Raw genomic sequence first — 21792 nt, 5'->3', positions numbered from 1 at the left:
CCATGTTCCGCCGTACGTTCTGGTTCACCGCGGGCGCCGCGGCCGGTGTGTGGGCCACGACCAAGGTCAACCGCAAGATCCGCCAGCTGACCCCCGAGCATCTCGCCGCGCAGGCCGCCAACAAGGCGATCGAGGCCGGGCACCGGGTCAAGGACTTCGCCCTCGACGTACGGGCCGGGATGCTCCAGCGCGAGGCCGAGCTGGGCGAGGCCCTCGGGATCGCCGAACCCCCGGGCCGCGGCCTGCCCGCGCAGCGGCGGCTCGCCGCCCTCGACCGCGGGCCGGAAAACCAGAAGCACGACGAGAAGCACTACGGGATGCTGGACAACAAGCGCTCGTACAACCGGAATGAGGACCACTGATGGAGTCGGCTGAAATTCGTCGCCGCTGGCTGAGCTTCTTCGAGGAGCGCGGTCACACCGTTGTCCCTTCGGCGTCGCTCATCGCGGACGACCCGACTCTTCTCCTGGTCAACGCGGGCATGGTCCCCTTCAAGCCGTACTTCCTCGGTGAGACGAAGCCGCCCGCCCCGCGCGCCACCAGCGTGCAGAAGTGCGTGCGTACACCCGACATCGAAGAGGTCGGCAAGACCACCCGGCACGGCACGTTCTTCCAGATGTGCGGCAACTTCTCCTTCGGGGACTACTTCAAGGAAGGAGCCATCAAGTACGCCTGGGACCTGCTCACCAACTCCGTCGCGGACGGTGGCTACGGCCTTGAGCCCGAGAAGCTCTGGATCACCGTCTACCTCGACGACGACGAGGCCGAGCAGATCTGGCGCGAGCAGATCGGCGTACCGGCCGAGCGCATCCAGCGCCTGGGCAAGAAGGACAACTTCTGGTCCATGGGCGTCCCGGGCCCGTGCGGACCCTGCTCCGAGATCAACTACGACCGCGGCCCCGAGTTCGGTGTCGAGGGCGGCCCGGCCGTCAACGACGAGCGGTACGTGGAGATCTGGAACCTGGTCTTCATGCAGTACGAGCGCGGGGCCGGCGACGGCAAGGAGGACTTCCCGATCCTCGGCGACCTGCCGTCGCAGAACATCGACACCGGTCTCGGCCTCGAACGACTCGCCATGATCCTGCAGGGCGTGCAGAACATGTACGAGACCGACACCCTGCGCGTCGTCATGGACAAGGCCACCGAGCTGACCGGTGTGCGCTACGGCGAGAAGCACGACACCGACGTCTCCATGCGCGTGGTGGCCGACCACATCCGTACGTCCGTCATGCTCATCGGTGACGGTGTCACGCCCGGCAACGAGGGGCGCGGCTACGTGCTGCGCCGCATCATGCGACGCGCCATCCGCAACATGCGCCTGATGGGCGCCTCCGGGCCGGTCGTCGCCGACCTCGTCGACGTCGTCATCAAGACGATGGGCCAGCAGTACCCGGAGCTCATCACCGACCGCAAGCGCATCGAGACCGTGGCCCTCGCCGAGGAGGCCGCCTTCCTCAAGGCCCTCAAGGGCGGCACCAACATCCTCGACACCGCCGTCACGGAGACCAAGGCCGCCGGCGGCCAGGTCCTCTCGGGCGACAAGGCCTTCCTGCTCCACGACACCTGGGGCTTCCCGATCGACCTCACCCTCGAAATGGCCGCCGAACAGGGCCTTTCCGTGGACGAGGACGGCTTCCGGCGCCTGATGAAGGAGCAGCGGGACCGCGCCAAGGCCGACGCCAAGGCCAAGAAGACCGGGCACGCCGACATGGGCGCCTACCGTGAGATCGCCGACGCCGCCGGTGAGACCGAGTTCGTCGGGTACGACCGCACCGAGGGCGAGTCGACGGTCGTCGGCATCCTCGTCGACGGTGTCTCCTCCCCGGCCGCCACCGAGGGCGACGAGGTCGAGATCGTCCTCGACCGCACCCCGTTCTACGCCGAGGGCGGCGGCCAGATCGGTGACACCGGCCGGATCAGGATCGACACCGGTGCCGTCATCGAGATCCGCGACTGCCAGAAGCCGGTGCCCGGCGTGTACGTCCACAAGGGCGTCGTCCAGGTCGGCGAGGTGACCGTCGGCGCCAAGGCCCAGGCCGCCATCGACGTGCGCCGCCGCAAGGCCATCGCCCGCGCCCACTCGGCCACCCACCTCACCCACCAGGCCCTGCGCGACGCCCTCGGCCCGACGGCCGCCCAGGCCGGTTCCGAGAACCAGCCCGGCCGCTTCCGCTTCGACTTCGGTTCGCCGTCCGCCGTACCGACGGCCGTGATGACCGACGTCGAGCAGCAGATCAACGAGGTGCTCGCCCGCGACCTGGACGTGCACGCCGAGATCCTCAGCCTCGACGAGGCCAAGAAGCAGGGCGCCATCGCCGAGTTCGGCGAGAAGTACGGCGAGCGTGTGCGCGTCGTGACGATCGGCGACTTCTCCAAGGAGCTGTGCGGCGGCACCCACGTCCACAACACCGCCCAGCTCGGCCTGGTCAAGCTGCTCGGTGAGTCGTCCATCGGTTCGGGTGTACGGCGTATCGAGGCCCTGGTGGGCGTGGACGCCTACAACTTCCTGGCCCGGGAGCACACGGTCGTCGCCCAGCTCCAGGAGCTGGTCAAGGGCCGCCCGGAGGAGCTTCCGGAGAAGGTCTCCGCCATGCTCGGCAAGCTGAAGGACGCCGAGAAGGAGATCGAGAAGTTCCGCGCCGAGAAGGTCCTCCAGGCCGCTGCCGGGCTGGCCCAGGGCGCCAAGGACGTCAACGGGGTCGCCCTGGTCACCGGTCAGGTGCCGGACGGCACGAGCGCCGACGACCTGCGCAAGCTGGTCCTCGACGTGCGGGGCCGCATCCAGGGCGGTCGGGCCGCTGTCGTCGCCCTCTTCACCACCGCCAACGGCAAGCCGCTGACGGTCATCGCCACCAACGAGGCCGCCCGCGAGCGCGGTCTCAAGGCGGGCGACCTGGTTCGTACGGCCGCCAAGACCCTCGGTGGCGGCGGTGGCGGCAAGCCGGACGTCGCCCAGGGCGGTGGCCAGAACCCGGCCGCCATCGGCGAGGCCGTCGACGCCGTCGAGCGCCTTGTGGCGGAAACGGCCAAGTGAGCGGCGAAGACAACGCCATGCGACGCGGCCGTCGACTCGCGATCGACGTCGGGGACGCCCGGATCGGGGTCGCCTCGTGCGACCCCGACGGGATCCTCGCCACTCCGGTGGAGACGGTCCCGGGCCGGGACGTTCCCGCAGCTCAGCGCCGGTTGAAGCAACTCATCGACGAGTACGAACCCATCGAGGTCGTCGTCGGCCTCCCTCGCTCCCTCAAGGGGAGCGAGGGCCCCGCCGCCGTGAAGGTACGCGGCTTCGCCCAGCAGCTGGCCGGCCTGATCGCGCCGATCCCGGTGCGGCTGGTTGACGAGCGCATGACGACGGTGACGGCCAGTCAGGGACTGCGCGCCTCGGGCGTGAAATCGAAAAAGGGCAGATCGGTCATTGACCAGGCCGCAGCCGTGATCATCCTGCAACAGGCCCTGGAATCCGAACGAGTGTCAGGTAAAGCACCCGGCGAGGGCGTCGAAGTGGTCATCTGATCGCGATACGGTAACGTTCCGCGCGATTGTGGCTCTGTTCGAACAGTAGCCGCACAGTAAGAGGCGGAACGGTAGCGGCGATGTGGGGGCCGCGTGATCGGCCGCCTCGCGGCTCTAGGGGATCGATGACTGAGTATGGCCGGGGCCCAGGCTCCGAACCGTGGCATCCGGAGGACCCGTTGTACGGGGACGTCGGATGGGAAGGGCAGCAGGCCCAGGCCGACCAGTCCTCCTACGGCGGCCAGCCGCAGCACTACCCGCAGCAGCAGTCGCAACAGCAGCAGTACGGCGACTGGAACGACGGTCAGCAGGCCGCCTACGGTCAGGCGCAGCAGCAGTACCCGAACCAGCAGTACCCGCAGCAGTACCCGTCGCAGCCTCAGCATCAGCAGTACCCGCAGCAGTACGGCGAGCAGGCCCACCCGCAGCAGTACGTCGATCAGCAGGGCCAGCAGCAGTACGCGAACGGTGGCTGGGACGCCGGTCAGCAGGGGCAGGTTCCGTACGCCGCCGACCCCACGGACCCGTACGCCCAGCAGGCCGCCGCGTACGGCGGCCAGCAGCCCGACTACTACGGCACCCCCGACGCGTACCCGCCGCCGGAGCCGCCCGCCAGGCGCCGAGCCGAGCCGGAGCCCGAGCGTGAGCCGGAACCGCAGACGGGCTGGGACCCGGGACCCGACCAGGGCGAGCACGCCTTCTTCGCGGACGGTGACGATGAGGACGAGCCCGAGGGCGAGACAGAGGGGCGCCGGGGCCGCGGTGACCGGAAGGGCAGGGACGGCGACAAGGCCGGCAAGAGCGGGAAGGGCGGCAAGACCAAGAAGGGCCGCAGTGGAACCGCCTGCCTGGTGGTCGTCCTGGTGTTCGGCGGCGGCATCGCCGGAATCGGGTATTTCGGGTACCAGTTCTACCAAAATCGTTTCGGCCCCGCTCCCGACTTCGCGGGCGACGGCACGAGTGCGACGGTCACCGTCGAGATCCCCAAGGGCGCGGGCGGCTACGAAATCGCCCAGGTGCTGAAGGAGAAAGGTGTCGTCAAGAGTGTCGACGCCTTTGTGGCCGCCCAGTCGGATAATCCCAAGGGAAAGACGATCCAGGCCGGCGTCTATGTCCTGAACAAGGAGATGTCCGCCAAGAGTGCCGTCACGATGATGCTCGACCCGAAGAGTCAGAACAATCTGATCGTCAAGCCGGGGCAGCGCAACGTGCAGGTCTACGAGGCGATCGACAAACAGCTCGGACTTTCCTCCGGTACCACCCAGAAGGTTGCCAAAAAGGATTACAAGACCCTGGGTCTGCCGGATTGGGCGAATGACAACAAGGAAATCAAGGACCCGCTGGAAGGTTTCCTTTACCCGACCACCTATCCTGCCGCCAAGGGCATGAAACCTGCGGATGTCCTGAAGGAAATGGTCACGACGGCCGCCGCCAAGTACGACGCGCTCGATCTCGAGGCCAAGGCCAAGGCGCTCGACCTCGACAGCCCGTTGCAGGTCATCACGGTCGCGAGTCTCGTCCAGGCCGAGGGTAAGACCAGTGACGACTACCGCAAGATGGCGGAGGTCGTCTACAACCGTCTCAATCTCGCGAACCCCGAGACCTACGGCGCCCTGCAGTTCGACTCGACCTTCAACTACGCCAAGAACGAGAGCAATATCGACATCAGCGAGTCGGAGATCAACAGCAACAAGGACCCGTACAACACGTATACCAACAAGGGTCTGCCGCCCGGACCGATCGGAAACCCGGGTGAAGTGGCGATCAAGGCGACGCTGAATCCGACCGACGACGGCTGGTACTACTTCGTGGCCACCGACGGTGTGAAGACGACCGAATTCGCCAAGACACACGATGCATTCCTCAAGCTCAAGGACAAGTTCGATGCGAGAACGGGCAGCTGACGCCCGCCGGGCAGCGGTGCTCGGTTCCCCCATCGCCCATTCCCTCTCCCCGGTGCTGCACCGCGCCGCGTACGAGGAACTGGGACTCGCGGACTGGACGTACGACCGCTTCGAGGTCGACGAGGCGGGACTGCCGGAGTTCCTGGCAGGGCTCGGGGCCGAGTGGGCGGGATTGTCGCTGACCATGCCGCTGAAGCGGGCGGTCATCCCGCTGCTCGACGAGGTCAGCGAGACTGCCGCGTCGGTCGAGGCCGTCAACACCGTCGTGTTCGGCGCGGACGGGCGGTGCGTCGGCGACAACACCGACATCCCCGGGATCGTCGGCGCCCTGCGCGAGCACGGCATCGAACAGGTCGACTCCGCCGCGATCCTCGGCGCGGGCGCCACCGCCTCCTCCGCGCTCGCAGCGCTCGCCCGGATCTGTACGGGCGAGGTCGTCGTGTACGTCCGCAGCGAGGCCCGGGCCGCCGAGATGCGGCAGTGGGGCGAGCGCCTCGACGTCGAGGTCCGTACGGCGGACTGGGCGGACGCGGCCCTCGCGCTGCACGCCCCGCTGGTGATCGCCACCACCCCGGCCGGAGCCACGGACGCGCTGTCCCATGCGGTCCCGGAACGGCCCGCGACCCTCTTCGACGTGCTCTACCACCCCTGGCCGACCGATCTGGCGGCCCGCTGGTCGGCGTACGGCGGGGCGGTCGTGAGCGGGCTCGACCTGCTGGTGCACCAGGCGGTGCTTCAGGTGGAACAGATGACCGGGCTCGTCCCCGGCCCGCTGGGCGCCATGCGCAGGGCGGGCGAGAAGGCGCTGGCAGACCGCTGACCCAAGCGATTCCGCTCCGCGTCCGCTTGCTGGACCGCCGATCAGCCATTCGGCCCGGACGTGGGAGGATCGGGGTGGCGGGCCAGGGCCGCGCACCCGGGTCACGCCGTCGCCGTACGCGAGGACGCGCGTACGCAGGGCAGTCCCAGGGCGCGAGTATGAGGAGCACCGTTGAGCAGGTTGCGCTGGTTGACCGCGGGGGAGTCCCACGGTCCCGCTCTTGTCGCGACGTTGGAGGGTCTTCCCGCCGGCGTGCCGATCACCACGGAGCTGGTGGCGGACCACCTGGCGAGGCGGCGGCTCGGCTATGGGCGCGGTGCCCGGATGAAGTTCGAGCAGGACGAGATCACCTTCCTCGGCGGCGTGCGGCACGGTCTGTCGATGGGCTCGCCCATCGCGGTGATGGTCGGCAACACCGAGTGGCCGAAGTGGGAGCAGGTGATGGCGGCCGACCCGGTTGATCCGGAGATCCTGGCCGGGCTCGCCCGCAACGCCCCGCTGACCCGCCCCCGTCCCGGCCACGCAGACCTCGCCGGCATGCAGAAGTACGGCTTCGACGAGGCCCGTCCGATCCTGGAGCGTGCCTCCGCGCGCGAGACGGCGGCCCGGGTGGCGCTGGGCGCGGTGGCCCGGTCGTTCCTGAAGGCGGCGGCCGGGATCGAGATCGTCTCGCACGTCGTCGAACTGGCGGCGGCGAAGGCCCCCTACGGCGTCTACCCCAAGCCCTCCGACGTCGAGAAGCTGGACGCCGACCCGGTGCGCTGCCTGGACGCGGACGCGTCGAAGGCGATGGTCGCGGAGATCGACCAGGCCCACAAGGACGGCGACACCCTCGGTGGTGTGGTGGAGGTGCTGGCGTACGGCGTGCCCGTGGGTCTGGGCTCGCACGTGCACTGGGACCGGCGCCTCGACGCGCGGCTGGCCGGCGCGCTGATGGGCATCCAGGCCATCAAGGGCGTAGAGGTCGGCGACGGCTTCGACCTCGCACGCGTGCCGGGCTCGAAGGCGCACGACGAGATTGTCCCCACCGACGACGGCATCCGGCGCGCGACCGGCCGTTCCGGTGGCACCGAGGGCGGACTGTCCACGGGCGAGCTGCTGCGCGTACGGGCGGCGATGAAGCCGATCGCGACCGTGCCGCGCGCCCTGCAGACCGTCGACGTGGTCACCGGTGAGGCCACGCAGGCCCACCACCAGCGTTCCGACGTGTGTGCGGTCCCGGCGGCCGGCATCGTCGCCGAGGCGATGGTGGCCCTCGTCCTGGCCGACGCGGTGGTGGAGAAGTTCGGCGGCGACAGCGTGCCCGAGACGCGCCGCAATGTGGAGTCGTACCTCGAACACCTGATCGTCCGGTGAGCGCGGTGCAGATTGTGCTGGTCGGGCCGATGGGCGTGGGCAAGTCCACCGTCGGGCGGCTGCTGGCCGAGCGGCTCGGCTGCTCGTACCGGGACACCGACGACGACATCGTCGCCGAGCAGGGCCGCACGATCGCCGACATCTTCGTCGACGAGGGCGAGCCGGCCTTCCGGGCCGTCGAGAAGCAGGCGGTCGGGCGGGCGCTGGCCGAGCACGACGGCGTCCTCGCCCTCGGCGGCGGCTCGATCCTCGACCAGGACACCCGCGAGCTGCTGGCCGGGCACCGGGTCGTCTACCTGTCGATGGACGTCGAGGAAGCGGTCCAGCGCACCGGCCTGAACGCGGCCCGCCCCCTGCTGGCGGTCAACCCGCGCCGGCAGTGGCGGGAACTGATGGAGGCCCGCCGCCACTTGTACACGGAGGTCGCCGACGCGGTCGTCGCCACCGACGGCCGTACGCCCGAAGAAGTAACCCAAGCCGTCCTGGACGCACTGGAGTTGAAGTCAGCATGAGCAGCGAGGCAGTGACGCGGATCCAGGTCGGCGGCACGGCGGGCAGCGACCCGTACGAGGTCCTGATCGGCCGCCGGCTCCTGGAGGAGCTGGGCGGGCTGATCGGGACCAGGACGAAGCGGGTCGCGGTGATCCACCCCGAGGCGCTCGCGGAGACGGGTGAGGCGCTGCGCGCCGACCTCGCGGGCCAGGGCTTCGAGACGGTCGCCATCCAGGTGCCGAACGCGGAGGAGGCCAAGACCGCGGAGGTGGCCGCCTACTGCTGGAAGGCGCTCGGTCAGTCCAACTTCACCCGTACCGACGTCATCGTCGGCGTCGGCGGCGGGGCGACCACCGACCTGGCCGGATTCGTGGCCGCTACCTGGCTGCGCGGGGTGCGCTGGATCGCGATCCCGACGACGGTGCTGGCGATGGTGGACGCGGCCGTCGGCGGCAAGACCGGCATCAACACCGCCGAGGGCAAGAACCTCGTCGGCTCCTTCCACCCGCCCGCCGGTGTGCTCTGCGACCTGGCGGCGCTGGACTCGCTGCCGGTCAACGACTACGTGTCCGGGCTCGCGGAGATCATCAAGGCCGGTTTCATCGCCGACCCGGTGATCCTGGACCTGATCGAGTCCGACCCGCAGGCCGCCCGCAGCCCGGCAGGGCCGCACACCGCCGAGCTGATCGAGCGGTCGATCAAGGTGAAGGCGGAGGTCGTCTCCTCGGACCTGAAGGAGTCGGGCCTGCGCGAGATCCTCAACTACGGGCACACGCTCGCGCACGCCATCGAGAAGAACGAGCGCTACCAGTGGCGGCACGGCGCGGCTGTCTCTGTCGGCATGCACTTCGCGGCCGAACTGGGCCGTCTCGCGGGCCGGTTGGACGACGCGACGGCCGACCGGCACCGCACGGTCCTGGAGTCCGTGGGCCTGCCGCTGCACTACCGCTACGACCAGTGGCCCAAGCTGCTGGAGACGATGAAGCTCGACAAGAAGTCCCGGGGCAACCTGCTGCGGTTCATCGTCCTGGACGGACTGGCCAAGCCGACCGTCCTGGAGGGACCCGACCCGGCGGTCCTCCTCGCCGCCTACGGCGAAGTGGGGGAGTAGCTCCCGCCTCGGGCGCTTGGCCCGATTTGCCTGTGGCGACGGGCACTTCGGGCCGTCCCGGGCCGTTCACCAAACGGCGGCCCGGGACGGTACCGTTCGGTGGCGAGCGGGGTCCGTGCCCCGCCGGCCAGCGCCAATCGCCTGTACGAGATGGAGTGGCACCGGATGCAGGACGCAGTGGGGTCTCCGCTGCCGCCGCCCCACCAGCCGGGGCAAGGACCGGGCGCCGACTGGTCGTCGGCAGTCCCGCACGCGGGGCAGCAACACCCGGGCGCGCACCCGGGTTCCGCACCCCCGACCCGGCCACCGGCTCCGGCCCCGCTCTATACCGGGGGAGTCCCCTCGGGGCCGGGTCAGCAGGCCCAGCATCCGCCCGTACCGCAGCACGCGCCCGTTCCTCAGCATGCCCCGGTGCCGCCCACGCCCGACACCACCGGCCATATGCGGCTGCCGCAGGGCGACTTCGTCCCGGCGCCGGGCCCGCCGCCCGCCACGGGCGCCGTCGACCCGGCCTCCGCGCCCCTCGCCGTGCTGCTGATCGGCCCGGCCGGCGCCGGGAAGACGAGCGTCGCCAAGTACTGGGCGGACCATCGCCGGGTGCCCACCGCGCACATCAGCCTCGACGACGTACGCGAATGGGTCCGCTCGGGCTTCGCCGACCCGCAGTCGGGGTGGAACGACCATTCCGAGGCGCAGTACCGTCTCGCCCGCCGCACCTGCGGCTTCGCCGCGCGCAACTTCCTGGCCAACGGCATCTCGTGCATCCTCGACGACGCGGTCTTCCCCGACCGCCCGGTCGTCGGCCTGGGCGGCTGGAAGCGGCATGTCGGGCCGGGCCTGTTGCCGGTCGTGCTGCTGCCCGGCCTGGAGATCGTTCTGGAGCGCAACGCCGAGCGCTCCGGCAACCGCCGCCTCGCCGACGAGGAGGTCGCCCGTATCCACGGCCGGATGGCGGGCTGGTACGGCTCCGGCCTCCCGATCATCGACAACTCCCAACTCGACGTACCGGCGACGGCCCGGGTCCTGGACGACGTCCTCACGCGACTGCTGGCCAGCCCGCCCAAGTGGTAGTCCGGGAAGCGGGTCAGGATACGCCTTGCGTCGGGCGTGCGCCTGTCGGGGACTGAGCGGTGCCAGGCGGGTCCGGGTGGGCCGAACGAGTGGCCCGCCCCCGCCGCCCCTACCTGTCCCGTCCCTGGGGGCTGCCGCCCCCAGCCCCCCGCCTCGGCCTGAACGGCCTCGTCCTCAAACGCCGGACGGGCTGGTATGCCGGCCTCTCCGGCGTTTGAGGAGCGGGGTCTGGGACGGAGCCCCAGAAGGACGGGACGGGTAGGGGCGGCGGGGGCGAGAAGGTCTGCGGCCACCGCCCACTCGGCCCTCTCCGACCGGCGGGAAGCCGTCCGCGCTCCTACGCTCGGGGCATGTCAGAGGCGTACGCGGCGCGCAGAGCGCGGCTTCGGGAGCAGTGTCACGCGGGCGGCAGTGCGGGAGCGCTGGTCTCCCGCGCCGCCAATGTGCGGTATCTCGCAGGCGCGGCTCCCCAGGGAGCCGTCCTGCTGCTGGGAAAGCGTGAGGACCTGCTCGTGTGTGCGGGGCCCGAGGACGACCGGCCCCCCGAGGGCAGCCGTCCTGACGAGGCCCTGCGTGTGCACGTGCTGTCCGCGCCCGGCGGCGATCCGGCGGTCGCAGCCGCCGATCTCGCCGCCGCCCAGGGGACCGAGTCGCTCGCCGTCGAGGAGCACCATCTGACCGTGGCCCGGCATCGCGCCATCGGCTCGGTCGCGCCCCGGCTGCGTCTCGCCGATCTCGGTGGCGCCGTCGAACAGCTCCGCCTGGTCAAGGACGAGGAGGAGATCGCCTGTCTGCGGATCGCCGCCGAGATCACCGACCAGGCGCTCGGCGAGCTGCTGGAGTCCATTCTCGTCGGGCGTACGGAGAGACATCTCGCCCTGGAACTGGAGCGGCGGCTCGTCGATCACGGCGCCGACGGCCCCGCCTTCGCGACCGCTGTCGCCACCGGGCCCCATTCCGGCCGCCGGGGGCATCGGCCCACAGATCGGCGTGTGGAGGAAGGAGACTTCCTCTCTGTTTGTCTCGGCGCCGTCTACCGCGGATACCGTTGTGAGATCGGCCGCACGTTCGTCATCGGGACCTCGCCGGCCGACTGGCAGATCGAGCTCTACGACCTCGTCTTCGCAGCCCAGCGCGCTGGGCGCGAGGCCCTGGCACCGGGCGCCGCCTACCGTGACGTGGACCGCGCGGCCCGCCAGGTACTGGACTCCGCGGGGTACGCGGACCGCCTTCCGGAGCTCGTCGGACACGGTGTCGGGCTCGAAATCGACGAGGACCCGCAGCTCGGCCCCGCAGCCATGGGTAAACTGGACGCTTGCGTGCCGGTCACCGTCGAACCGGGGGTCCACCTCCCGGGCCGGGGCGGTGTCCGGATCGATGACACGCTCGTCGTACGCCCTGAGGCGGACGGCGGACCCGAGCTACTCACCATCACGACCAAGGAACTGCTCGCGCTCTAGCTTCGAGCTGTCGCGTCTGCCCCGGGGTCGTCCACGTCAGTCCAGGAGATTCCGCAACCGTGGCTTCCACGAACGACCTCAAGAACGGCCTGGTGCTCAAGCTCGACGGGGGCCAGCTCTGGTCCGTCGTCGAGTTCCAGCACGTCAAGCCCGGCAAGGGCCCTGCCTTCGTGCGCACCAAGCTCAAGAACGTGCTCTCCGGCAAGGTCGTCGACAAGACGTTCAACGCCGGCGTCAAGGTCGAGACGGCCACTGTCGACAAGCGCGACATGCAGTTCTCCTACATGGACGGCGAGTACTTCGTCTTCATGGACATGGAGACGTACGACCAGCTCATGGTGGACCGCAAGGCCGTCGCCGACGCCGCCAACTTCCTGATCGAGGGCTTCACCGCCACGGTCGCGCAGCACGAGGGCGAGGTGCTCTTCGTCGAGCTGCCGGCCGCCGTCGAGCTCGTCGTCCAGGAGACCGAGCCGGGCGTCCAGGGCGACCGCTCCACGGGCGGCACCAAGCCGGCCACGCTGGAGACGGGCCACCAGATCCAGGTCCCGCTCTTCATCACCACCGGTGAGAAGATCAAGGTCGACACCCGTACGAGCGACTACCTCGGCCGGGTGAACAGCTAACCGTGGCTGCCCGCAACACGGCCCGCAAGCGTGCCTTCCAGATCCTCTTCGAAGGCGACCAGCGCGGAGCCGATGTCCAGACGGTCCTCGGGGACTGGATCCGGCTCTCCCGGGCCGACACCCGCCAGCCCCCGGTCAGCGAGTACACGATGGAGCTCGTCGAGGGCTACGCGCAGCACGCGCAGCGCATCGACGAGCTGATCTCGCAGTACTCGGTCGGCTGGACGCTCGACAGGATGCCGGTCGTCGACCGCAACATCCTGCGCCTCGGTGCCTACGAGCTGATCTGGGTCGACGAGACCCCGGACGCCGTCGTCCTCGACGAGATGGTGCAGCTGGCGAAGGAGTTCTCCACGGACGAGTCGCCCTCGTTCGTCAACGGGCTCCTGGGCCGGTTCAAGGACCTGAAGTCCACGCTGCGCCGCGAGTAGCTCCGCTGGATACGCCGGGGAACTGCGGTCGTATGTGATCTGCGGGCCGCCTGTGGCTGGTCGCGCAGTTCCCCGCGCCCCTTGGCGCGGACCTCGCCGGAGGGCCCACAGCGACACGCTGTGGGCCCTCCGGCGTTCATCTGCCGGTACCCCTGGGGCCCTCCGGGCCCGTAAAACGCCGCCGGGGTGGCCGGAACCCATAGGTTCCGGCCACCCCGGCGGCACGTTTCTGCTCAACGGCTGGAAGCCGTCGGACTCAGCCCTCCTCGTGGGCGACGGCGCGGCGCGCGTCCGCGTCCAGGACACCCCAGCTGATCAGCTGTTCGGTCAGGACCGAGGGCGACTGGTCGTAGATGACGGCGAGCGTGCGCAGGTCGTCCTGGCGGATCGACAGCACCTTGCCGTTGTAGTCACCGCGCTGGGACTGGATCGTCGCGGCGTAGCGCTGAAGGGGGCCCGCCTTCTCGGCCGGCACATGGGCCAGCCGCTCAAGGTCGAGGACGAGCTTCGGCGGCGGCTCGGCGGCTCCGCCCGGCGTGGTGCCCGGCAGCAGCTCCTGCACCGGAACCCCGTAGAAATCCGCCAGCTCGGCGAGGCGCTGCACGGTCACGGCACGATCGCCGCGCTCGTACGAACCGACCACGACCGCCTTCCAGCGTCCCTGGGACTTCTCCTCGACACCGTGGAGGGAAAGGCCCTGCTGGGTGCGGATCGCCCGGAGCTTGGCCCCGAGCTGTTTGGCGTATTCGCTGGACATATAGCTCCCGGACACAGTGTCGACGTGCGGACGAGCCGCGCGGCTGGTGACTCACTGTGAGGTTACGCAGCGTTACTCTCCCCCGTCAAGCCGAACGGTCCCGCCCAGCCCTCCCATGCGGGGCGACGTGCGGTTACGGCAGTCGGGTGACGCCTGACACCAGGGGGGTGATCAGGTGCGTTGCGCGGACTGGTACCGTGGATGGCGCAATTCCGACGTCCTTTAATGATCCGTCCTGTGAGGCGGAGAAGGAGGTCCGTTTCTTATGGACTCAGAGCAGGACAAGCAGCAGTACGAGGCCGACGCACGGCCCGTTCTGGAAGCCCCCGACATCGCGCGGGTGCTTACCCGCATCGCCCACGAGATCGTCGAACGCGCCAAGGGCGCCGACGACGTGGTGCTCCTCGGCATTCCGACCCGGGGCGTCTTCCTCGCCCAGCGGCTCGCCGCCAAGCTGGCCGAGATCACCGACCGCAAGATCCCGGTCGGCTCGCTCGACATCACGATGTACCGCGACGATCTGCGCATGCACCCGCCGCGTGCGCTGGCCCGCACGGACATCCCCGGTGACGGCCTCGACGGCAGACTGGTCGTCCTCGTCGACGACGTGCTCTTCTCCGGCCGCACCATCCGCGCAGCCCTCGACGCCCTGAACGACCTCGGGCGCCCGCGCGCGGTGCAACTCGCCGTCCTCGTCGACCGAGGCCACCGCGAACTGCCCATCCGCGCCGACTACGTCGGCAAGAACCTCCCCACGTCGTTGCGGGAGACGGTCAAGGTCCAGCTCGCCGAGGAGGACGGTCGGGACACCGTGCTGCTCGGTGTGAAGCAGACCGCCCAGCAGTAGCACGCGCGCGTGCGGCCCCGCGCCGTACGCACCTTCGCGATGCCCTGCCTGCCCGGAATCTCCTGAACTTCCTTACGGAGCCTGAAAGATGCAGCGTCATCTCATCTCGGCCGCCGACCTCACCCGCGACGACGCCGTCCTGATCCTCGACACCGCCGAGGAGATGGCCCGGGTCGCCGACCGGCCGATCAAGAAACTGCCGACCCTGCGCGGCCGTACCGTCGTCAACCTCTTCTTCGAGGACTCGACGCGGACCCGGATCTCCTTCGAGGCCGCCGAGAAGCGCCTGTCCGCGGACGTCATCAACTTCACCGCCAAGGGGTCGAGCGTCTCCAAGGGCGAGTCCCTGAAGGACACCGCCCAGACCCTCGAAGCCATGGGCGTCGACGCGGTCGTCATCCGCCACGGCGCCTCCGGGGCCCCGTACCGGCTCGCCACCTCCGGGTGGATCGACGCGGTCGTCATCAACGCCGGCGACGGGACGCATCAGCACCCGACGCAGGCCTTGCTGGACGCCTTCACCATGCGGCGCCGACTGGTCGGCCGGGACGCGGGCATCGGCCAGGACCTCGCCGGCAAGCGCATCACCCTGGTCGGCGACATCCTGCACAGCCGCGTCGCCCGCTCCAACGTCGACCTGCTGCACACCCTGGGCGCCGAGGTCACCCTCGTCGCGCCGCCGACCCTGGTGCCGGTCGGAGTCGAGAGCTGGCCCTGCGAGGTCTCGTACGACCTGGACAGCACCCTTCCGAAGTCCGACGCGGTGATGCTGCTGCGCGTCCAGCGCGAGCGCATGAACGCCGCGTTCTTCCCGACCGAGCGCGAGTACTCGCGGCGCTACGGCCTCGACGGCGACCGCATGGCGCGGATGCCGGAGCACGCCATCGTGATGCACCCCGGGCCGATGGTCCGCGGTATGGAGATCACCGCCGAGGTCGCCGACTCGGAGCGCTGCACCGCCATCGAGCAGGTCACCAACGGTGTCTCGATCCGGATGGCCGTGCTCTATCTGCTGCTCGGCGGCAACGAACCCGCCGTCACCCACACCCGTACCGAGGAGAAGTAAGACACATGGGCAAGATCCTTATTCGTGGTGCGCGGGTGCTCGGCGGCGAGCCGCAGGACGTCCTGATCGACGGCGGGACCATCGCCGAAGTCGGAGCGGGCCTGTCCGCCGAGGGGGCCGAGGTCGTCGAGGCCGAGGGGAAGGTGCTGCTGCCGGGGCTCGTCGACCTGCACACGCATCTGCGCGAGCCGGGGCGCGAGGACTCCGAGACCGTGCTCACCGGGACCCGGGCGGCGGCGAGCGGCGGCTACACGGCCGTGTTCGCCATGGCCAACACCTTCCCGGTGGCCGACACCGCAGGTGTGGTCGAGCAGGTCTACCGGCTCGGGCAGGAGCACGGCTACTGCGACGTGCAGCCCATCGGGGCCGTCACCGTCGGGCTGGAGGGCAAGAAGCTCGCCGAACTGGGCGCCATGCACGAGTCGGCCGCCGGTGTCACCGTCTTCTCCGACGACGGCAAGTGCGTCGACGACGCCGTGATCATGCGGCGGGCGCTGGAGTACGTGAAGGCCTTCGGCGGGGTCGTCGCCCAGCATGCGCAGGAGCCGCGGCTGACCGAGGGCGCCCAGATGAACGAGGGTGTGGTGTCGGCCGAGCTGGGGCTCGGTGGGTGGCCCGCAGTCGCCGAGGAGTCGGTCATCGCGCGTGATGTGCTGCTCGCCGAGCACGTCGGCTCCCGCGTCCACATCTGCCACCTGTCGACCGCCGGATCCGTCGAGATCATCCGCTGGGCCAAGTCCCGGGGCATCGACGTCACCGCCGAGGTGACCCCGCACCACCTCCTCCTCACCGACGAGCTGGTCCGGACGTACAACCCGGTCTACAAGGTCAACCCGCCCCTGCGCACCGAACGCGATGTGCTGGCCCTGCGCGAGGCGCTCGCCGACGGCACGATCGACATCGTCGCCACCGACCACGCCCCGCACCCGCACGAGGACAAGGACTGCGAGTGGGCCGCCGCCGCCATGGGCATGGTCGGCCTGGAGACCGCGTTGTCAGTGGTCCAGGAGACGATGGTGGACACCGGACTGCTGGACTGGGCGACCGTCGCCGACCGCATGTCCTTCGCCCCCGCGCGCATCGGGCGGGCGACGGGCCACGGCCGCCCCGTCTCGGCAGGTGAGCCCGCCAACCTCACGCTCGTCGACACGGCATACCGTGGGTCCGTGGACCCCGCGGGCTTCGCCTCCCGCAGCCGCAACACCCCGTACGAGGGCCGTGAGCTGCCGGGCCGTGTCACGCACACGTGGCTCCGGGGCAAGGCCACGCTCGTCGACGGGAAGCTCGCGTGACATCACTGCCGCATTTGACGTACGTCGCCGCCGAACAGAAGTCGGCGGAGGTGACCGACTGGGCCGCCCGGGTGGGCTGGCTCGTCGGGCTCGCGCTCTTCGTCGCGCTCATCTACTGGCTGATGCGCGAGGGCTGGAAGTGGCGCGGCACGCTCCAGGGCGACCTGCCCGAGCTGCTTGCCGCGCCGGACGAGCCCGGTGCGGCCAGACTGACGATGAGCGGGCGTTATCACGGGTCCACCACCGCCGGTCAGTGGCTGGACCGCATCGTGGCGCACGGTCTCGGCACCCGCAGCCGGGTCGAGCTCACGCTGACGGACGCGGGACTGGACGTCGTACGCCCCGGCGCGGCCGACTTCTACGTCCCGCTGGAGGCACTGCGCGAGGCTCGGCTCGACAAGGGCATCGCGGGCAAGGTCCTCACCGAGGGCGGCCTGCTGGTCGTCACCTGGGAGCACGGCGGCAAGCTGCTCGACTCCGGGTTCCGCTCCGATCGCGCGGCCGAGCACAACGAGTGGGTCCGCACCCTGAACCAGATGATCAACAAGACGACGGAAACGGAAGGCGCACGATGACGACCTCCACCCGGGGAGCCACGAAGACTCCCGCCGTACTCGTCCTGGAGGACGGCCGGATCTTCCTCGGCCGTGCCTACGGGGCCGTGGGGGTGACTTTCGGAGAGGCCGTCTTCTCCACCGGTATGACCGGCTACCAGGAGACCCTCACCGATCCGTCGTACCACCGCCAGGTGGTCGTGATGACCGCCCCGCACGTCGGCAACACCGGCGTCAACGACGAGGATCCCGAGTCGCAGCGGATCTGGGTCGCCGGCTATGTCGTACGGGACCCCGCGCGCGTGCCCTCCAACTGGCGCTCCCGGCGCTCCCTCGACGAGGAACTGCGCAACCAGGGCGTGGTCGGCATCTCCGGCATCGACACGCGCGCGTTGACGCGTCATCTGCGGGAGCGCGGCGCCATGCGCGTCGGCATCTTCTCCGGCAACGCGCTGCCCGACGACGGCACCATGCTCGCCGAGGTGCGCCAGGCCCCCGAGATGAAGGGCGCCGACCTCTCGGCCGAGGTCGCCACCAAGGAGACGTACGTCGTCCCCGCGATCGGCACCAAGAAGTTCACCGTCGCCGCCGTCGACCTCGGCATCAAGGGCATGACTCCGCACCGGATGGCCGAACGCGGCATCGAGGTGCACGTACTGCCCGCCACGGCGACGGTGGAGGACGTGTACGCCGTGAACCCCGACGGTGTGTTCTTCTCCAACGGGCCGGGCGACCCGGCCACCGCCGACCACCCCGTCGCCGTCATGCAGGCAGTCCTGGAGCGCGGCACACCGCTCTTCGGCATCTGCTTCGGCAACCAGATCCTGGGACGGGCGCTCGGTTTCGGCACGTACAAGCTGAAGTACGGGCACCGGGGCATCAACCAGCCCGTGCAGGACCGTACGACGGGCAAGGTCGAGGTCACCGCCCACAACCACGGCTTCGCCGTGGACGCGCCGCTCGACCGGGTCTCCGAGACGCCCTACGGGCGCGCCGAGGTCTCGCACGTCTGCCTGAACGACCAGGTCGTGGAAGGGCTCCAGCTGCTCGACCGGCCCGCGTTCAGCGTCCAGTACCACCCCGAAGCGGCTGCGGGCCCGCATGACGCCGCCTACCTGTTCGACCGCTTCACCGCACTGATGGAGGGCCAGCGTGCCTAAGCGCACCGATATCCAGTCCGTCCTGGTCATCGGCTCCGGCCCGATCGTCATCGGCCAGGCCGCCGAGTTCGACTACTCCGGCACCCAGGCGTGCCGCATCCTGCGCGCCGAGGGCATCCGGGTCATCCTGGTCAACTCCAACCCGGCGACGATCATGACCGACCCGGAGATCGCCGACGCCACCTATGTCGAGCCGATCACCCCCGAGTTCGTCGAGAAGATCATCGCCAAGGAGCGGCCGGACGCCCTCCTGCCCACCCTGGGCGGCCAGACGGCCCTGAACACCGCGATCTCCATGCACGAGCAGGGTGTGCTGGAGAAGTACGGTGTCGAGCTGATCGGCGCCAACGTCGAGGCGATCAACAAGGGCGAGGACCGCGACCTCTTCAAGGGCGTCGTCGAGGCCGTCCGCGCGAAGATCGGGCACGGCGAGTCCGCCCGGTCGGTCATCTGCCACTCCATGGACGACGTGATCGCGGGCGTCGACACGCTCGGCGGCTACCCCGTCGTCGTCCGGCCCTCCTTCACCATGGGCGGCGCCGGCTCCGGCTTCGCCCACGACGAGGAGGAACTGCGCCGCATCGCCGGCCAGGGCCTGACCCTGTCTCCGACCACTGAGGTGCTCCTGGAGGAGTCCATCCTCGGCTGGAAGGAGTACGAGCTGGAGCTGATGCGCGACAAGAACGACAACGTGGTCGTCGTCTGTTCCATCGAGAACTTCGACCCCATGGGCGTGCACACCGGTGACTCGATCACCGTGGCGCCCTCGATGACGCTGACCGACCGCGAGTACCAGCGCCTGCGCGACATCGGCATCGCGATCATCCGCGAGGTCGGGGTCGACACCGGCGGCTGCAACATCCAGTTCGCGGTCAACCCGGACGACGGCCGCATCATCGTCATCGAGATGAACCCGCGCGTGTCGCGCTCCTCGGCCCTCGCGTCGAAGGCGACCGGCTTCCCGATCGCCAAGATCGCCGCAAAGCTGGCCGTCGGCTACACCCTCGACGAGATCCCGAACGACATCACGGAGAAGACCCCGGCGTCCTTCGAACCGACGCTCGACTACGTCGTAGTGAAGGCCCCGAGGTTCGCGTTCGAGAAGTTCCCGAGCGCCGACTCCACGCTGACGACCACCATGAAGTCGGTCGGCGAGGCCATGGCCATCGGCCGCAACTTCACCGAGGCCCTCCAGAAGGCGCTGCGGTCGCTGGAGAAGAAGGGCAGCCAGTTCACGTTCGTCGGCGAGATCGGCGACAAGGCCGAGCTGCTGGCGGAGTCCGTACGGCCGACCGACGGGCGCGTCAACACCGTCATGCAGGCCATCCGCGCGGGCGCCACGCCCGAGGAGGTCTTCGAGGCCACGAAGATCGACCCGTGGTTCGTCGACCAGCTGTTCCTGATCAAGGAGATCGCGGACGAGCTGGCGGAGGCGGAGCGGCTGAATCCCGAACTCCTGGCCGAGGCCAAGCGGCACGGCTTCTCCGACCAGCAGATCGGTGAGATCCGGGGGCTGCGCGAGGACGTCGTGCGCGAGGTGCGGCACGCGCTGGGCGTACGCCCGGTGTACAAGACGGTCGACACGTGCGCCGCCGAGTTCGCGGCCAAGACTCCGTACTTCTACTCCTCGTACGACGAGGAGACCGAGGTCGCGAGCCGCGAGAAGCCGGCCGTCATCATCCTCGGCTCCGGCCCCAACCGCATCGGCCAGGGCATCGAGTTCGACTACTCCTGTGTCCACGCCTCCTTCGCGCTGAGCGACGCGGGCTACGAGACCGTGATGGTCAACTGCAACCCGGAGACCGTCTCCACGGACTACGACACCTCCGACCGTCTGTACTTCGAGCCGCTGACGCTGGAAGACGTGCTGGAGATCGTCCACGCGGAGTCCCTGGCGGGCCCGATCGCGGGCGTGATCGTGCAGCTCGGCGGCCAGACCCCGCTGGGCCTCGCGCAGGCCCTCAAGGACAACGGCGTACCGGTCGTGGGCACCCCGCCCGAGGCCATCCACGCCGCCGAGGACCGGGGCGCCTTCGGCCGGGTCCTCGCGGAGGCCGGTCTCCCGGCCCCCAAGCACGGCACGGCGACCACCTTCGCCGAGGCCAAGGCGATCGCGGACGAGATCGGCTATCCGGTCCTCGTACGCCCGTCGTACGTCCTCGGTGGACGCGGCATGGAGATCGTGTACGACGAGACCCGGCTGTCCTCCTACATCGCCGAGTCGACCGAGATCAGCCCCTCCCGGCCGGTCCTGGTCGACCGCTTCCTCGACGACGCGATCGAGATCGACGTCGACGCCCTGTACGACGGCGAGGAGCTGTACCTCGGCGGCGTCATGGAGCACATCGAGGAGGCCGGCATCCACTCCGGCGACTCGGCGTGCGCGCTGCCCCCGATCACCCTGGGCGGCTTCGACATCAAGCGGCTGCGGACCTCGACCGAGGCCATCGCGCGCGGGGTGGGCGTCCGGGGCCTGATCAACATCCAGTTCGCGCTGGCCGGCGACATCCTCTACGTCCTGGAGGCCAACCCGCGCGCGTCCCGTACGGTCCCCTTCACCTCGAAGGCGACCGCGGTGCCGCTGGCGAAGGCCGCCGCCCGGATCTCGCTCGGCGCGACCGTCGCCGAGCTGCGGGCCGAGGGACTGCTCCCGGCGACCGGTGACGGCGGCGAACTGCCGCTGGACGCGCCGATCTCCGTCAAGGAGGCCGTCATGCCGTGGAACCGCTTCCGGGACACCTCCGGGCGGGGCGTCGACACCGTGCTCGGCCCGGAGATGCGCTCCACCGGCGAGGTCATGGGCATCGACTCCGTCTTCGGCACGGCGTACGCCAAGTCGCAGGCCGGTGCGTACGGCCCGCTGCCGACGAAGGGGCGCGCGTTCATCTCGGTCGCCAACCGGGACAAGCGTTCGATGATCTTCCCGGCTCGTGAACTGGTCGCCCACGGCTTCGAACTGCTCGCCACCTCCGGCACGGCCGAGGTCCTCAGGCGCAACGGCCTCAACGCGAAGGTCGTCCGCAAGCAGAACGAGGGCACGGGTCCCAACGGCGAGAAGACCATCGTCCAGCTCATCCACGACGGCGAGGTCGACCTCATCGTCAACACCCCGTACGGCACCGGAGGCCGCCTCGACGGCTACGAGATCCGTACGGCGGCCGTGGCGCGGTCCGTGCCGTGCCTGACGACCGTCCAGGCGCTCGCCGCGGCCGTCCAGGGCATCGACGCGCTCAACCGCGGTGACGTGGGCGTGCGTTCACTCCAGGAACACGCCGAACATCTGACCGCGGCCCGCGACTAGCAGACCTGAGGGGGACACCGGAAACGGT

Annotated in this window: 19 protein-coding genes; 18 read left to right on the top strand and 1 reads right to left on the bottom strand. The window is 69.8% G+C overall.

The genetic code is table 11. The annotated features are described in order from the left end of the window. Nucleotides 1-2: 2 nt before the first annotated feature. The 12 genes from OHN74_RS06905 to nusB all read left to right on the top strand — a co-directional run bounded on the left by OHN74_RS06905 (nucleotide 3) and on the right by nusB (nucleotide 12787). On the top strand, nucleotides 3-362 hold the full coding sequence (locus OHN74_RS06905; protein WP_327693644.1) for a hypothetical protein: 360 nt from the start codon (nucleotides 3-5) through the stop codon (nucleotides 360-362). Then, nucleotides 362-3034, top strand: coding sequence for an alanine--tRNA ligase (gene alaS / locus OHN74_RS06900; RefSeq protein WP_327693643.1), 2673 nt, complete (start codon nucleotides 362-364; stop codon nucleotides 3032-3034). The genes OHN74_RS06905 and alaS overlap by 1 nt, the downstream gene beginning before the upstream one ends. A gap of 17 nt (nucleotides 3035-3051) precedes the next feature. After that, nucleotides 3052-3516, top strand: coding sequence for a Holliday junction resolvase RuvX (gene ruvX / locus OHN74_RS06895; protein WP_327700024.1), 465 nt, complete (start codon nucleotides 3052-3054; stop codon nucleotides 3514-3516). 125 nt (nucleotides 3517-3641) lie between these two features. Continuing rightward, nucleotides 3642-5420 carry an endolytic transglycosylase MltG gene (gene mltG / locus OHN74_RS06890; RefSeq protein ID WP_327693642.1) on the top strand — a complete coding sequence of 593 codons (1779 nt, stop codon included), beginning with the start codon at nucleotides 3642-3644 and terminating at the stop codon, nucleotides 5418-5420. Beyond that, a complete protein-coding gene (locus OHN74_RS06885) occupies nucleotides 5401-6240 on the top strand; it encodes a shikimate dehydrogenase (RefSeq protein WP_327693641.1) in 840 nt (279 codons plus the stop codon). The genes mltG and OHN74_RS06885 overlap by 20 nt, the downstream gene beginning before the upstream one ends. Before the next feature lie 171 nt (nucleotides 6241-6411). Then, nucleotides 6412-7596 carry a chorismate synthase gene (aroC, locus tag OHN74_RS06880; protein WP_327693640.1) on the top strand — a complete coding sequence of 395 codons (1185 nt, stop codon included), beginning with the start codon at nucleotides 6412-6414 and terminating at the stop codon, nucleotides 7594-7596. A 29-nt stretch (nucleotides 7597-7625) separates the two neighbouring features. Then, nucleotides 7626-8108: a shikimate kinase gene (locus tag OHN74_RS06875; protein WP_327700023.1), complete on the top strand. Its 483-nt coding sequence runs from the start codon at nucleotides 7626-7628 to the stop codon at nucleotides 8106-8108. Then, on the top strand, nucleotides 8105-9199 hold the full coding sequence (aroB, locus tag OHN74_RS06870; protein ID WP_327693639.1) for a 3-dehydroquinate synthase: 1095 nt from the start codon (nucleotides 8105-8107) through the stop codon (nucleotides 9197-9199). Before OHN74_RS06875 ends, aroB begins: the two co-directional genes overlap by 4 nt. Nucleotides 9200-9364: 165 nt before the next feature. After that, entirely contained in the window at nucleotides 9365-10270 is a 906-nt protein-coding gene (locus OHN74_RS06865; protein WP_327693638.1) for a Pro-rich N-terminal domain-containing protein, read from the top strand. A gap of 350 nt (nucleotides 10271-10620) precedes the next feature. Beyond that, nucleotides 10621-11730 (top strand): aminopeptidase P family protein, encoded by a 1110-nt coding sequence (locus OHN74_RS06860; RefSeq protein WP_327693637.1) that lies wholly within the window; start codon nucleotides 10621-10623, stop codon nucleotides 11728-11730. Between the two features lie 59 nt (nucleotides 11731-11789). Next, nucleotides 11790-12356: an elongation factor P gene (gene efp, locus OHN74_RS06855; RefSeq protein WP_053744664.1), complete on the top strand. Its 567-nt coding sequence runs from the start codon at nucleotides 11790-11792 to the stop codon at nucleotides 12354-12356. Nucleotides 12357-12358: 2 nt separating this feature from the next. Further along, the gene (nusB, locus tag OHN74_RS06850) at nucleotides 12359-12787 is read left to right on the top strand and encodes a transcription antitermination factor NusB (protein ID WP_327693636.1); all 429 of its coding nucleotides are present in this window, start codon (nucleotides 12359-12361) and stop codon (nucleotides 12785-12787) included. A 256-nt stretch (nucleotides 12788-13043) separates the two neighbouring features. Here nusB and bldD read toward each other — a convergent pair whose 3' ends face one another. Then, nucleotides 13044-13544 (bottom strand): transcriptional regulator BldD, encoded by a 501-nt coding sequence (bldD, locus tag OHN74_RS06845; protein WP_017945577.1) that lies wholly within the window; start codon nucleotides 13542-13544, stop codon nucleotides 13044-13046. Nucleotides 13545-13809: 265 nt separating this feature from the next. Between bldD and pyrR the strand changes: the two genes are divergently transcribed. From pyrR to carB, 6 genes are all read left to right on the top strand, one after another. After that, nucleotides 13810-14391: a bifunctional pyr operon transcriptional regulator/uracil phosphoribosyltransferase PyrR gene (gene pyrR / locus OHN74_RS06840; RefSeq protein WP_189146201.1), complete on the top strand. Its 582-nt coding sequence runs from the start codon at nucleotides 13810-13812 to the stop codon at nucleotides 14389-14391. 88 nt (nucleotides 14392-14479) lie between these two features. Further along, nucleotides 14480-15457: an aspartate carbamoyltransferase catalytic subunit gene (locus OHN74_RS06835; protein ID WP_164408620.1), complete on the top strand. Its 978-nt coding sequence runs from the start codon at nucleotides 14480-14482 to the stop codon at nucleotides 15455-15457. A gap of 5 nt (nucleotides 15458-15462) precedes the next feature. Further along, nucleotides 15463-16749 carry a dihydroorotase gene (locus OHN74_RS06830; protein WP_327693635.1) on the top strand — a complete coding sequence of 429 codons (1287 nt, stop codon included), beginning with the start codon at nucleotides 15463-15465 and terminating at the stop codon, nucleotides 16747-16749. Further along, nucleotides 16746-17324, top strand: coding sequence for a PH-like domain-containing protein (locus OHN74_RS06825; protein WP_327693634.1), 579 nt, complete (start codon nucleotides 16746-16748; stop codon nucleotides 17322-17324). Before OHN74_RS06830 ends, OHN74_RS06825 begins: the two co-directional genes overlap by 4 nt. Continuing rightward, nucleotides 17321-18463 carry a glutamine-hydrolyzing carbamoyl-phosphate synthase small subunit gene (gene carA / locus OHN74_RS06820; protein WP_327693633.1) on the top strand — a complete coding sequence of 381 codons (1143 nt, stop codon included), beginning with the start codon at nucleotides 17321-17323 and terminating at the stop codon, nucleotides 18461-18463. The genes OHN74_RS06825 and carA overlap by 4 nt, the downstream gene beginning before the upstream one ends. Beyond that, nucleotides 18456-21764: a carbamoyl-phosphate synthase large subunit gene (gene carB / locus OHN74_RS06815; protein WP_327693632.1), complete on the top strand. Its 3309-nt coding sequence runs from the start codon at nucleotides 18456-18458 to the stop codon at nucleotides 21762-21764. The genes carA and carB overlap by 8 nt, the downstream gene beginning before the upstream one ends. The last annotated feature ends 28 nt before the right edge of the window (nucleotides 21765-21792 follow it).

Source organism: Streptomyces sp. NBC_00459, from assembly GCF_036013955.1.
Taxonomy (GTDB): domain Bacteria; phylum Actinomycetota; class Actinomycetes; order Streptomycetales; family Streptomycetaceae; genus Streptomyces.
Note: the sequence above shows the minus strand (reverse complement) of the source record. Positions and strands in the feature narration are given on the sequence as shown.

Bases quoted from the DNA above. Each gene is read 5' to 3' on its own strand.
- OHN74_RS06905 (WP_327693644.1), top strand. From the start codon at position 3: ATGTTCCGCCGTACGTTCTGGTTCACCGCGGGCGCCGCGGCCGGTGTG.
- alaS (WP_327693643.1), top strand. From the start codon at position 362: ATGGAGTCGGCTGAAATTCGTCGCCGCTGGCTGAGCTTCTTCGAGGAG.
- ruvX (WP_327700024.1), top strand. From the start codon at position 3,052: ATGCGACGCGGCCGTCGACTCGCGATCGACGTCGGGGACGCCCGGATC.
- mltG (WP_327693642.1), top strand. From the start codon at position 3,642: ATGACTGAGTATGGCCGGGGCCCAGGCTCCGAACCGTGGCATCCGGAG.
- OHN74_RS06885 (WP_327693641.1), top strand. From the start codon at position 5,401: ATGCGAGAACGGGCAGCTGACGCCCGCCGGGCAGCGGTGCTCGGTTCC.
- OHN74_RS06875 (WP_327700023.1), top strand. From the start codon at position 7,626: ATGGGCGTGGGCAAGTCCACCGTCGGGCGGCTGCTGGCCGAGCGGCTC.
- aroB (WP_327693639.1), top strand. From the start codon at position 8,105: ATGAGCAGCGAGGCAGTGACGCGGATCCAGGTCGGCGGCACGGCGGGC.
- OHN74_RS06865 (WP_327693638.1), top strand. From the start codon at position 9,365: ATGCAGGACGCAGTGGGGTCTCCGCTGCCGCCGCCCCACCAGCCGGGG.
- OHN74_RS06860 (WP_327693637.1), top strand. From the start codon at position 10,621: ATGTCAGAGGCGTACGCGGCGCGCAGAGCGCGGCTTCGGGAGCAGTGT.
- bldD (WP_017945577.1), bottom strand. From the start codon at position 13,544: ATGTCCAGCGAATACGCCAAACAGCTCGGGGCCAAGCTCCGGGCGATC.
- pyrR (WP_189146201.1), top strand. From the start codon at position 13,810: ATGGACTCAGAGCAGGACAAGCAGCAGTACGAGGCCGACGCACGGCCC.
- OHN74_RS06835 (WP_164408620.1), top strand. From the start codon at position 14,480: ATGCAGCGTCATCTCATCTCGGCCGCCGACCTCACCCGCGACGACGCC.
- OHN74_RS06830 (WP_327693635.1), top strand. From the start codon at position 15,463: ATGGGCAAGATCCTTATTCGTGGTGCGCGGGTGCTCGGCGGCGAGCCG.
- carA (WP_327693633.1), top strand. From the start codon at position 17,321: ATGACGACCTCCACCCGGGGAGCCACGAAGACTCCCGCCGTACTCGTC.